The 11,897-nt window shown below is 72.0% G+C and carries 12 protein-coding genes; 7 read left to right on the top strand and 5 right to left on the bottom strand.

Features of this window, described 5'->3' with window-relative positions; genetic code table 11:
* Nucleotides 1-84 precede the first annotated feature (84 nt).
* Nucleotides 85-1,620, bottom strand: a complete 1,536-nt coding sequence (locus V7S47_RS02690) for an LVIVD repeat-containing protein (RefSeq protein ID WP_336560132.1) — start codon at nucleotides 1,618-1,620, stop codon at nucleotides 85-87.
* Between the two features lie 72 nt (nucleotides 1,621-1,692).
* Between V7S47_RS02690 and V7S47_RS02685 the strand changes: the two genes are divergently transcribed.
* Genes V7S47_RS02685 through V7S47_RS02675 form a run of 3 tightly spaced genes read left to right on the top strand, consistent with a single transcriptional unit; the run spans nucleotide 1,693 to nucleotide 3,611 of the window.
* Nucleotides 1,693-2,439, top strand: coding sequence for a DUF305 domain-containing protein (locus V7S47_RS02685; protein WP_336560131.1), 747 nt, complete (start codon nucleotides 1,693-1,695; stop codon nucleotides 2,437-2,439).
* A 4-nt stretch (nucleotides 2,440-2,443) separates the two neighbouring features.
* Complete coding sequence (locus V7S47_RS02680; RefSeq protein ID WP_336560130.1) at nucleotides 2,444-2,959, top strand: hypothetical protein; 516 nt, start codon at nucleotides 2,444-2,446, stop codon at nucleotides 2,957-2,959.
* A 25-nt stretch (nucleotides 2,960-2,984) separates the two neighbouring features.
* Complete coding sequence (locus V7S47_RS02675) at nucleotides 2,985-3,611, top strand: hypothetical protein (protein WP_336560129.1); 627 nt, start codon at nucleotides 2,985-2,987, stop codon at nucleotides 3,609-3,611.
* Nucleotides 3,612-3,620: 9 nt separating this feature from the next.
* Here V7S47_RS02675 and V7S47_RS02670 read toward each other — a convergent pair whose 3' ends face one another.
* On the bottom strand, nucleotides 3,621-4,208 hold the full coding sequence (locus V7S47_RS02670; protein WP_336560128.1) for a TetR/AcrR family transcriptional regulator: 588 nt from the start codon (nucleotides 4,206-4,208) through the stop codon (nucleotides 3,621-3,623).
* A 64-nt stretch (nucleotides 4,209-4,272) separates the two neighbouring features.
* Between V7S47_RS02670 and V7S47_RS02665 the strand changes: the two genes are divergently transcribed.
* On the top strand, nucleotides 4,273-5,442 hold the full coding sequence (locus tag V7S47_RS02665; RefSeq protein ID WP_336560127.1) for a macrolide family glycosyltransferase: 1,170 nt from the start codon (nucleotides 4,273-4,275) through the stop codon (nucleotides 5,440-5,442).
* Between the two features lie 154 nt (nucleotides 5,443-5,596).
* Here the strand turns inward: V7S47_RS02665 and V7S47_RS02660 are convergent, their stop codons facing one another.
* Together V7S47_RS02660 and lpdA are read right to left on the bottom strand one after the other, a co-directional pair.
* Complete coding sequence (locus V7S47_RS02660) at nucleotides 5,597-6,994, bottom strand: NAD(P)H-quinone dehydrogenase (protein ID WP_336560126.1); 1,398 nt, start codon at nucleotides 6,992-6,994, stop codon at nucleotides 5,597-5,599.
* A gap of 91 nt (nucleotides 6,995-7,085) precedes the next feature.
* Nucleotides 7,086-8,480, bottom strand: coding sequence for a dihydrolipoyl dehydrogenase (gene lpdA, locus V7S47_RS02655; protein WP_336560125.1), 1,395 nt, complete (start codon nucleotides 8,478-8,480; stop codon nucleotides 7,086-7,088).
* Between the two features lie 81 nt (nucleotides 8,481-8,561).
* Here lpdA and V7S47_RS02650 point away from each other — a divergent pair, with 81 nt between their 5' ends.
* Complete coding sequence (locus V7S47_RS02650; protein ID WP_090850131.1) at nucleotides 8,562-9,014, top strand: gamma-glutamylcyclotransferase family protein; 453 nt, start codon at nucleotides 8,562-8,564, stop codon at nucleotides 9,012-9,014.
* A 99-nt stretch (nucleotides 9,015-9,113) separates the two neighbouring features.
* On the opposite strand, the gene V7S47_RS02645 is transcribed toward V7S47_RS02650, so the two are convergent.
* Complete coding sequence (locus tag V7S47_RS02645; RefSeq protein ID WP_336560124.1) at nucleotides 9,114-10,073, bottom strand: type IV toxin-antitoxin system AbiEi family antitoxin domain-containing protein; 960 nt, start codon at nucleotides 10,071-10,073, stop codon at nucleotides 9,114-9,116.
* Between the two features lie 287 nt (nucleotides 10,074-10,360).
* Here V7S47_RS02645 and V7S47_RS02640 point away from each other — a divergent pair, with 287 nt between their 5' ends.
* A complete protein-coding gene (locus V7S47_RS02640; RefSeq protein WP_336560123.1) occupies nucleotides 10,361-11,164 on the top strand; it encodes a purine-nucleoside phosphorylase in 804 nt (267 codons plus the stop codon).
* Between the two features lie 14 nt (nucleotides 11,165-11,178).
* On the top strand, nucleotides 11,179-11,805 hold the full coding sequence (locus V7S47_RS02635) for a TetR family transcriptional regulator (protein WP_336560122.1): 627 nt from the start codon (nucleotides 11,179-11,181) through the stop codon (nucleotides 11,803-11,805).
* Nucleotides 11,806-11,897 lie beyond the last annotated feature (92 nt).

Here is an 11,897-nt window from a genome sequence, read left to right as displayed (position 1 = left end):
GGCATCACGCGTCCCACGCGCCCCGCAACGCGGTCGGGCGAACTACAGATCTGTAGTTCGCCCGACCGTGGAGGACCGTCTCGATCAGCCCCGGTAGCGCGCCTGCGACTGCGCGTTCAGCCCCCGCATCCTGACCTTCAGCGCGCTGCGCGTCCGGGGGTCGTCGAGGCGGAAGACCTCGAGCCCGCGGGTGATGTCGTTGGAGTAGATCCGCCCGTTGTACCAGTACGTCGACCACGCGCCGCCGAGCGTCATCTCGGTCTCGGAGATCGCCCCGCGGTCGAAGTGCGCGATCTCGGTCGGCTTGGTCGAGTCGGTGAAGTCGAAGACGGAGAAGCCGCCCTGGTACCACGCCTGGACCATCACGTCGCGGCCCTTCACCGGGATCAGCGAGCCGTTGTGGGCCACGCAGTTCTCGGTCGCGCCCTGGGTGCGCGGGATCTTGAAGTAGCTGCGGAACACCAGCTTGCGCTTCACGATGTCGTAGATCCCGTCGGCGCCGCGGGTCGGCCCGGTCAGCGGGTTGCAGGTCGGCAGCGAGCCGCCGCCGAGCTCGTCGGTGAAGACCACCTTGGTGCCGCGGTTGTTGAAGGTCGCCGAGTGCCAGAACGCGAAGTTGGCGTCGTCGGTGACCCGGTGGATCACCCGCGGCCGCGCGCGCTGCTTGATGTCGAGCAGGATCCCGTCGCCCATGCAGGCACCGGCGGCCAGGTCCTTGGCCGGGTACGCCGTGATGTCGTGGCAGCCGCTGGTCTCGCTGACCCCCAGGAGTGGGACGCCGCTGCCCGGGTTGCCGCCGTCGGGGAAGAGCCTCGGCTTCGCGACGACGCGGGCCCGCTCCGGCTTCCGCACCGGCACCTTGACCACGCTGATCCGGTCGTGCGGCGGCCTGCAGTCGGGCAGGTCCGAGGCCGGGCCGTACGACGACACGTAGACGAAGACCGACGTGCCGTTCCTGGCCGGCGCCAGCGTGTGGGTGTGCGAGCCGCAGTCGGTCTCGACTGCGGCGACGTAGCGCGGCTTGCGCGGGTTCGAGATGTCGAAGACCCGGATCCCCTCCCACGACGACTTGATCGACGCGGACTGGGCCTCGCTGCGGCAGGAGTCGTCGCTGCGGCTGGAGTCGACGCTGAGCACCAGCAGGTTGCGGTGCACCGACACGTCGTTCTGGCCGCCGGGGCAGACCACCTGCGCGACCCGGCGCGGCTTGGACGGCCGGCGGACGTCGTACACGGCGAAGCCCTGGTAGTTGCCGCCGAAGGCGTAGCGGCCCTGGAACGCCAGGTCGGTGCCGAAGGCGTCCTCCGCGGCGAACGCGCCCTTCAGCGGCACCCGCGCGATCTGCCGGACGTTGGCCGAGCGGTCGACCTCGCCCTGGTCGGCGGCGGCCTCGACGCGCTCGAGGCCCGTCCAGTCCCGCCCGGGGAGCAGGCAGCGGCCGACGAAGTTGTCGCCCACGGCGCGCAGCTCGGCCAGCTCGGCCTTGGTGCAGGGCCGGGCGGCACCGCTCGCGCCCTCCCCCGACGCACCGGGGCCGGACAGCAGTCCGAAGCCCAGCGCGAGGGCCAGGGCGGCGGCCAGTAGGCCGAGGGACACACGGGTGCGGGACGAGGTCGTCACGGGCGCGAGCCTTCCGAGAGCGCGAGTGGTGAGGGGAGCAGGGTACGACGGATTCCGTGATGTGCTGGGGGCGTGCACGCCGTCCGCCCGCTCCTCGCCGCCCTGCTCCTCGCGGGGTACGGCGCCGTCGCGGGCTGCTCGGACGCGACCACGACTCCCCCGGCCGGCCACGCCGAGCTGCCCGGCCAGGCCGGGCACACCCACGGCACCGCCCCGTCGCCCCGGCCCACCACGGAGGACCTCCCGTCCTCGGACGTCGACCAGGTCCAGCCCGGCGGACCCGGGGAGCCGTCGCAGACGCTCGCCCCCGACGAGGGGGCCGCGGGCTCCGAGTGGAACCACGACGACGTGTCCTACCTGCAGATGATGATCCCGCACCACGGCCAGGCGCTGGAGATGGCCGAGCTGGCCGCGACCCGGGCCGCGGACCGGCAGGTCCGCGCGGTCGCGGACCGGATCGACGCGGCTCAGGGGCCGGAGATCTGGCTGATGGCGGGCTGGCTGTCCGAGCGCGGCATCGACGTACCGTCGCCGGAGGAGGACCCCCACGACTACGACCACGGAGACCACGGGCACAACCCGATGGTCGGGCTGCTGAGCGACGACGAGATGGCGGCGCTGGCCGACGCCGACGGGGCCGCCTTCGACCGGCTGTTCCTGGCGGGGATGGTCCGCCACCACGAGGGCGCGATCGCCATGGCCGAGGACGTGCTGGCCGGCGGCAGCGACCAGCGGGTCGCCGAGATCGCCGCCGACGTGGTCGCCGGGCAGGCGGCCGAGGCGGCGCGGATGCAGCGGATCCTCTCGAGCCTGGGCTGAGCCGGTGTACATCCCGGCCGGCGCCGTCGGCGCCTACCTCGACAGTCCCCGCGCCGCCTCGCGGCTGCTGCGCGTCCAGGTCTGGACCTACCTCGCCGCCCTGTTCCTCGCCCAGCTGCTGCTCACCGGGCGGGTCGACGACGAGTCCTCGGACGCCTGGCTGACCTTCGGTCAGTGGATGGTCGGCCACCTCGCCGCCGGCGCGCTCCTCGGCCTCGGGTACGCCGTCGCGTGGCTGCTCCTCGCCCAGCGCCAGGGCGGCGTCCGGCTGACCGCGCAGCCGGACGACGCGCGCCCGTCGTCCGGCATCCCCTGGTTCGTCTGGATGCCGCTGGCCCTGGTCGTGAGCCTGGTCGGCGTGGCCCTCGCCCCGCTCACCGGCGCCCCCGACGACGGCGACCTGTGGGGCAGCGTCCTGGTCGCGCCCGTCGCGGACCTGACCGGGTTCCTGCTCGGCACGATCGTCGGGCTGCTGACGCTCATGCCGATCGGGCTCGTCGTACGACTCCTGCGCCGCTGACCCCGCTGCCGTCGTAGGGTGCCGCATGCGCTGGCCCGGATCCGACCGACGTGGACGCCGCCTGCTCGCCGCCGAGGCGGTGCGGGTACGGCGCCGGATGCTGCGCGAGGACGTCACCGTCTTCGGCGAGCAGCTCGGCGACCTGCACGTCGAGACCCTCACCACCGAGCTCGACGAGGACCTGCGCCGCGACTACCAGACCGCGCTCGACGACTACGAGCGTGCCAAGGCCCGGCTGGCCCAGGCCGAGGACGAGGCCGGCTTCGACGCGGTGGACACGATCCTCGACGACGGCCGGTACGCCGTGGCCCGCGTGCTGGCCCGCCGCGACGGCGTACCGCTGCCGGAGCGGCACGGCCCGTGCTTCTTCAACGCCCAGCACGGACCCGCGGTGGCCGAGGTGCCGTGGACGCCGCCGGGCGGCGTGGAGCGGCCGGTGCCGGTCTGCCGGGCCGACCGGCAGCGGCTGGCGGACGGCCACCTCCCGCAGCTGCGGATGGTGATGGTCGGCGGGCAGCTGGTGCCCTGGTGGCGGGCCGGGTCGGCGGTCTCGCAGGTCCACGACAGCGGCCACGCCGCCTCGTCCAACCAGCGCTTCGTCCACTTCCAGGCGCAGATGGACAACATCGGCGGCTCCGGACAGGGGTTCTAGCCGGACGCTCTAGTCGGGACGCAGCGCCCGCACCGCGCGGGCGGCGACACCGTCGGCGTAGGCGTGGGTCAGCGGGCCGGTCGCGCCCTGCCAGCGGTGGAAGACCGGCGCGACGAACAGCTCGAAGGCCTCCAGCGTGCCGACGTCGTCACGCAGCTGGCCGGCCGCGCGGGCGGCGGCGAACCGGCGCTCGACGTACTCGAGCTGGAGGCCGAAGATCTGCTCGCGCACCTGGTCGGGCAGGGCCGGGTCCTGCAGGCTCTCGATGGACAGCGCGCGCATCAGCGCGTCGTACGACGGGTCGGCCATCTCGTCGACGATCGCCCGCAGCACCGACGCCAGGTCGGCCTCGAGGTCGCCGGTGTCGGGCAGCACCAGGTGCTCCTCCGGCCGGTCCGCGCTCTGCTGGGCGAGCGCCTCGACGACCAGCGCGCCCTTGGCCGACCACCAGCGGTAGATCGTCGCCTTGCTGACCCCGGCGCGGGCCGCGATCGCGTCGACGGTGATCCGCGGGTAGGGCAGCTCGGTGACCAGCGCCAGGGCGGCGTCGAGCGCGGCGCGGCGTGACTGCTCGGAGCGACGGGTGGCGGACGGCACGCACCGGATGCTAGCGTCGGCCATGCGAAACGATCCGTTTCGTTTCACTTCGGAAGGAGCTGCGATGGCCCACGTCGCGATGGTGTCGATCCCCTATCCCGGCCACGTGCATCCGAGCCTGGAGCTGGTCCGCGGGCTGGTCGCACGCGGGCACCGGGTGACCTACGTGAGCGACCCGACCCACCCGCACGGTCCTCGGCTGTGCGCGGCGATCGAGGCGACCGGCGCCGAGCTGCGGCCCTACTCCTCCACCCTCGACGCCTGGGAGGGCGACGTCGTCGACCACCTGACCCGCTTCCAGGCCGAGTACGAGGCGATGCTGCCCCAGGTCCGCGCCCACTACGAGCACGACCGGCCCGACCTGTTCCTCTACGACATCGCCGGGATCACCGCGCGGATCCTGGCCGACAAGTGGGGCGTCCCGGCGCTGCAGCTCTCGCCGGCGTACGTCGGCTGGGACGGCTACGAGGACGACCTGGCGGACTTCCTCTCCGGCATCGAGGCCGACCCGCGCGGCCGGGCGCTGCGCGAGCGGGAGCGGACTTGGTTCGCCGCCCAGGGCGTCACCACCGATCCGCTGTCCTACCTCGGCCGCCCGGACCGGTCCGTCGTGCTGATCTCGCCGCTGATGCAGCCGCACCTCGACCGGGTCGACCGCGAGGTCCACACCTTCGTGGGCCCGCTCGTGCGGCCCGTCGTACCCAGTGGCGCGTGGACGCCGCCGGGCGACGACGTCCAGGTGCTGCTGGTCTCGCTCGGCTCGGCGTTCACCGACCGGCCCGACTTCTACCGCCGCTGCGTCCAGGCGTACGGCGACCGCCCCGGCTGGCACGTCGTGCTGCAGATCGGCTCGACGGTCGATCCCGCCGACCTCGGCCCGCTCCCGGCCACCGTGGAGACCCACCCGTGGGTCCCCCAGCTGGAGGTGCTCGGCCGCGCCGACGCGTTCCTGACCCACGCCGGCATGGGCGGGTCGAGCGAGGGGCTGGTCACCGGCACGCCGATGATCGCGGCACCCCAGGACGCCGACCAGTTCGAGAACGCCGACCGGCTGGTGGCCGCCGGCGTCGCCGTCCGGATCGACAGCGAGGCGGTCACCGTCGAGGAGCTGCGCACCGCGCTCGACGCGATCTCGGCGCCCGCCGTACGGACCCGGTCGCGGTCGCTCGCCGACGACATGCACAGAGCCGGCGGGCTCGACGCCGCCGTCGCCGTCGTGGAGTCCCGCCTCTGACGCCGACCCGTCACTCAATGTCGGGATTCTGCGGCGTGTCGGTCAGCGATCGACGGGTCGATCACGCCCCCGTCCACGAGTACGCCGCATCGAGCCGTCGATCTGCGACCGACACGCCGCAGGAAAGTGGCATCCAGTGACGGGTCGGCGGGGGTCAGAAGCGGTGCAGACGGCGGGCGGCCTCGGCGATCGAGCCGCTCATCGACGGGTAGACCGTGAACGCCTGCGCCAGCTGGTCGGCGGTGAGCGACTCGGCGACGGCCAGCGAGAGCGGGTGGATCAGCTCGCTCGCCCGCGGGCCGACGACCACCCCACCGACGACGATGCCGGTGCCGGGCCGGCAGAAGAGCTTCACGAATCCGTCGCGGACGCCCTGCATCTTGGCGCGCGGGTTGCCCGACAGCGGCAGCATGACCACCTCGGCCTGCATCTCGCCGGAGTCGACGGCCTGCTGCGACCAGCCGACGGTGGCGATCTCGGGGGCGGTGAAGACGTTGGAGGAGACCTTCTTCAGGTCCAGCGGGTGCACGGTGTCGCCGAGGAAGTGCCACATGGCGATCCGGCCCTGCATGGCGGCGACCGAGGCGAGCATCAGGACGCCCGTGCAGTCGCCGGCGGAGTAGACGCCGCGCGCCGACGTACGGGAGACCCGGTCGACGTTGACGAAGCCGCCGTCCTTGAGGATCACCCCCGCCTCCTCCAGGCCCATGTCGGCGGTGTTCGGCACCGACCCGAGCGCGAGGATGCAGTGGGAGCCCTCGACGGTGCGACCGTCGGTCAGGGTCACCGTCACGGTGTCGCCGGAGCGGGTGACCGACTCCATCCGCGACTTCGACAGCACGTTCATGCCGCGCCGCTTCAGGACCTCCTCGAGAACCCCGGCCGCGTCGGCGTCCTCGCCGGGCAGCACCCGGTCACGGCTGGAGACGAGGGTGACGGGGATGCCGAGGTTCATGTAGGCGCTGGCGAACTCGGCGCCGGTGACGCCCGAGCCGACCACGATCATCGACGTCGGCACCTCGGTCAGGTCGTAGACCTGCTCCCAGGTGAGGATCCGCTCGCCGTCCGGCTGCGCCGTCGGCAGGGTGCGCGGCGCGGCACCGGTGGCGACCAGGACGGCGTCCGCCTCGATCGTCTCCTCGCCGCCGTCGGCGAGCGTCGCCACGACCCGGCCGGCGCCGTCGAGCCGGCCCCGGCCGCTGACCAGGCGTACGCCGTCGCGCTCCAGCCGGCGCGCGATGTCGGAGGACTGGTCGGCCGCGAGCTGCTTGACCCGGGCGTTCACCCGGGCCAGGTCGACCTTGATCGAGTGGGCCGCGTCGCCCTCGTTGTCGAGGAAGCTGACCCCGAGCTCCGCGGAGCCGGCGAGCTCGCTCATCACCTCGGCGGTGGCGATCAGCGTCTTGCTGGGCACGCAGTCGGTGAGCACGGCCGAGCCGCCGACCCCGTCGGAGTCGACGATGGTCACCTCGGCCCCGAGCTGGGCGGCCACGTGGGCGGCCTCGTAGCCGCCGGGGCCGCCGCCGACGATGACGACGCGGTCCGTGCTCATTTCAGGTTGCCTCTCGTGTTGCCAGGTCTCGATGCGCCGCGTCCTCTTCGGCCGACGTCGGCACCTCGCTGCGCTCGGTGCCGGCTGGCCTCTACAGGTTGATCATGTGGCCGGCGATGCCGTGGATGGCTTCCTTCACCGACTCGCCGAGCGTCGGGTGGGCGAAGACGTTGCGGGCGACCTCGTCGGCCGTCAGGTCCCACTTCTGGGCCAGCGTCAGGACCGGCAGCAGCTCGGTCACGTCCGGACCGATCAGGTGGGCGCCGACGATCTCGTTGTGCTCGGCGTCGGCGACGATCTTGACGAAGCCGACGGCCTCGCCCAGGCCCTGCGCCTTGCCGTTGGCCGAGAAGGGGAAGGTGGCCGTCTTGACGTCGTACCCCTTCTCCTCGGCCTGGGCCTCGGTGTAGCCGAAGGACGCGATCTGCGGCTGGCAGTACGTCGCGCGCGGAACGAAGTCGTACTCGACCGGCATGGTCTCGGCGCCGGCGAGGGTCTCGGCGGCGACGATGCCCATCGCCTCGGCGACGTGGGCCAGCATCAGCTTGCCGGTGACGTCGCCGATGGCGTAGACGCCGTCGACGTTGGTGCGGCCGAAGTCGTCGATGGCGATCGCGCCGCGCTCGGTCAGCTGGACGCCGGCCGCGTCGAGGCCGTAGCCCTCCACGCGCGGGGCGAAGCCGAAGGCGGCGAGCATCTTGTCGGCCTCGAGGACCTCCTCCTTGCCGTCCTTGCTGACGGTGACCCGGACGCCCGAGCCGGTGTCCTCGACGTTCTCGACCTTGGTCGAGAGGAGGACCTTCACGCCGAGCTTCTTGTAGTGCTTCAGCAGCTCCTTGGACACGGCCGCGTCCTCGGTCGGCACCATCCGGTCGAGGAACTCGACGATGGTCACGTCGACCCCGAAGTTCGCCATGACGTAGGCGAACTCGACGCCGATCGCGCCCGAGCCGCCGATGATGAGCGAGCCGGGGAGGTTCTCGTCGAGGATCTGCTCCTCGTAGGTCACCACGTTGGCGCTCTTCTTCATGCCCGGCAGCATCCGGACCTGGGCGCCGGTGGCGATGATCAGGTCGTCGAAGGTGTACGACGTCGTGCCGCCGTCCTTGTCCTTGACGTCGATCCCCTTCGGACCGGTGAGCGTGCCCCACCCGTCGATCTCGGTGACCTTGTTCTTCTTCATCAGGAAGTGGACACCCTTGACGATCCCGGCGCTCACCTGGCGGGAGCGCGCGTGGGTCGGGCCGAAGGACATCGTCGCGTCGCCCTCGATGCCGAACTTGGCCTTCTCGTGGGTGAGCGTGTGCGCGAGCTCGGCGTTCTTCAGGAGCGCCTTGGAGGGGATGCAGCCGACGTTGAGGCAGACACCTCCCCAGTACTTGTCCTCGACAACCGCGACGGTCTTGCCGAGCTGGGAGGCGCGGATCGCGGCGACGTAGCCGCCGGGACCGGCACCGAGGACGAGGACATCGAAGTGGGTGGTCACGGCCTCCAGAGTAGTGCTGTCGCGCAGGTCACCCCCAGTCGGGAGGCTCCTGGACGTGACAGCGCCAGTAGCCTCTCCCCCGTGACGCTCTACGCCGCCTACGGGACCAACCTGGACCCCGCTCGGATGGGCGAGCGCTGCCCGCACTCCCCGCTGCAGACGACGGGCTGGCTGGAGGGCTGGCGGCTGACCTTCGGCGGCGAGGAGCACGGCTGGGACGGCGCTCTCCCCACGATCGTCCAGGACCCCTTCGAGCAGGTCTTCGTCGGCGTGTACGACGTCACCCGCGAGGACGAGACGCTCCTCGACGGCTGGGAGTCCGCCGACTCCGGCCTCTACCGCAAGACCAAGGTCCGGGTCGCCACGATGACCGGCGAGGTCGTCGCCTGGACCTACGTGCTCGACGCCTACGAGGGCGGCCTGCCCTCCGCCCTCCACCTCGGCGTGCTGGCCGACGCCGCCGAAGCCGCGGATGCGCCGGACGACTATGTCGCCGCGCTTCGTCGGCGGCCTTGTCGGTCGACGGGGCTGTAGGGGGCGGTCGTCCTAGTTACCCGGTGATCAGGGTAAGTAGGACGTTCCCGGCCGAACCTTCCCCCAGGAACGTCAGGGAAAGGCCAGGAAGCCCTCCGCTCAGGCGGCGACCTCGTCCGGGAACAGCTCGGCCCGGATGCGAGCCGCGGTGAGCTCGGGGTGGGCCAGGTCGGCCCAGGTGATGCGGATGCAACGCCAGCCCGTGGCGCGGCGGATGGCCTTCTCGCGCTCCTTCTCCTGCAGGACGACGTCGCTGGCCCGCTGGCCCGGCTTCAGCAGCTTCTCGTACTTCACCTGGCCGTCGAACTCCAGCCAGACGCCGAGCTCGGGCCACGCGAAGTCGACGCGAGCCACGAAATCGCCCGCGGCGTCGGTGACGACGTACTGGGGCTGGGGACGAGGGAGACCCTGCCGGAAGATCAGATAGAAGGTCCGGCTCTCCCCGGGCGTCTCGATCCGCGGGTCGGCAAGGCGCAGGACCAGGTCGGTGATGAGGGTGTTCGGCCACTGGGTCATCGACTCGTAGCGCGCTCTCAGCATCTGGGGGGTCGTCGCCTCGACATGGAGCAGGTGGTTGGCCACCACCAGACTCGCCTCCGCGTCCCCGAACGTCGTCACCTCGAGCACGAGGCGGGTCGCCGTCATGACCTGGACACCGTTGCGGGTGACGACGTCCTCCTTCTCGACCGTCCCGCAGTGCTGCTGCACGCCGGCCTCGTGCCGACCGGCCTTGCCGTCCGGCCGCGTCACGTGCACCTCGGACAAGTCAAGACCCCAGGTGGGTGCGTCGTACTCCGGCAAGCCGGAGACGTGCGAAAGGACCACCTCGGTCTTGGCCTGCTGCTGGACCGCGCGCGCCCGCAGTCCGTGCCGGCCGGCGTCGTCGAGCTGCTTCCACTGCTCGGTGGGGATGAAGGCGCCGTTGCGAATCCGGGTCCACTGGCCGCTGTGGATCCGGCGGCGGATGGCCCGGTCGTTCCATCCGGCCTTGAGCAGCTGCTGGCGGAGGATCACCGGACCGTTCCGCGGGTCGTCGGGGTCACGCTTGGGGATCATCATGCGACCGCTCTGCCCGCGGCGACGGGGGGCGACGCGGCCCGTCGTACGGCCTGTGGAGAGGTGGTTCCGCAGGCCGTCCTGTGCGCGACTCGTGGCCCGCTGTTCGCGCTCGCCGCGGCGATCGCGCCCGAGCCTCCCGGCCTTTCCCGGACGTTGCCGGGGGATGCATCGGCCGGGAAGGTCCTACTTACCCGGAGATCCGGGTAAGTAGGACACCCCCCCACGCCACGCCGCGTCCTGACCGCCTTGACGCGCTTCCAGGGCCCGACAGGACTAGAGTCCGGCGCGTGACGGACACGCCTGATCCCTATGCCCTGGCCGAGCAGGCCGCCGCGACCCTGGCGGAGCTGACGGGGGTGCCCAACCACGACGTGGCCCTGGTCCTGGGGTCGGGCTGGCTGCCGGCGGTCGACGCCCTCGGGACGGCGACGGCCGAGATCGACACGACCGACCTGCCCGGGTTCTCGGCGGCCGCCGTGGCGGGCCACTCGGGCAAGATCCGGTCGATCACGGCGGGCGACAAGCAGCTGCTGGTCTTCCTGAGCCGCACCCACTACTACGAGGGCAAGGGCGTCGAGGCGGTCGTCCACGGCGTGCGTACGGCGGCTGCGGCCGGCTGCCGCAGCATCGTGCTGACCAACGGCTGCGGCGGGCTGAAGGAGAGCTGGACGCCCGGCACCCCGGTGCTGATCAGCGACCACATCAACCTGACCGGCCGCTCGCCCATCGTGGGGGCCCGCTTCGTCGATCTCACCGACCTCTACTCCCCCCGCCTGCGCGCCCTGTGCCGCGAGGTCGACCCCTCCCTCGACGAGGGCGTCTACGTGCAGTTCCCCGGGCCGCACTACGAGACCCCGGCCGAGGTTCGGATGGCCGGGATCATCGGTGGACACCTGGTCGGGATGAGCACGACCCTGGAGGCGATCGCTGCACGCGAGGCGGGCATGGAGGTGCTGGGCATCAGCCTGGTCACCAACCTGGCCGCCGGCATCAGCGATGCGCCCCTGGACCACACCGAGGTCCTCGCGGCGGGACGGGCGGCGGCATCGCGCATGGGCGACCTGCTGAGCCGGGTCGTCCCGGGGATCTGACAAAGGGGAACCAGATGACGGCCAGCGACACTCGGCAGCTCCTCATCGACGCGGCGACACGCGCGTTCGCCGAGCACGGCGTCCACAACGCCTCGCTCCTCGAGATCACGAGGCAGGCCGGTCAGCGCAACCGCGGTGCGGTGCACTACCACTTCGGCTCCCGCGAGGGGATGCTCGTCGCCGTGCTCGAGCGCGAGGCCGAGTTCCTCGGCCCCCGCGAGCGCGAGCTCCTCGCCGTCGCGCAGGGCACGCCCGACGACGACCTGGCCAGCGTCTTCGAGGCCGTCGTACGACCGTCGGTCGAGCTCGCCGAGACCGGGTGGCGGGGGCGCTGCTTCCTCCAGATCGTCGCGCAGCTGGTCGACGAGGAGGCCGGCGGCGCCGAGACCGCCGTCCAGGAGGCGCTCGGCCGGTCCGGCGGCTACGAGGTCTACGAGCTGCTCCACCAGCGGCTGCCGGAGATGCCGGCGCAGATCCGCGACGAGCGGATGGCGCTGGCGACCACCTTCCTGCTGCGCTCGATCGCCGACCGGGCCCGGGCCGGCGACCGCGAGGGCCCCGGGCGGACCCAGCTGTCGACCGAGGACTTCATCCGCAACCTGATCTCGATGGTCACCGCGATGGTCACCGCCCCGACCTGACCCTGGTCCAGGCCAGGTAAGGCAAACCTGGGGTAGGTAAGGCATGCCTAATTAAGAGGGCGTATGCTGCTCCGGGCGACGATGGGCGTCGC

Source organism: Nocardioides sp. CCNWLW216, from assembly GCF_037120545.1.
GTDB lineage: Bacteria > Actinomycetota > Actinomycetes > Propionibacteriales > Nocardioidaceae > Nocardioides > Nocardioides lianchengensis.
The sequence above is the reverse complement of the archived record's forward strand: the minus strand, read 5'-3'. Positions and strand labels throughout refer to the sequence as shown.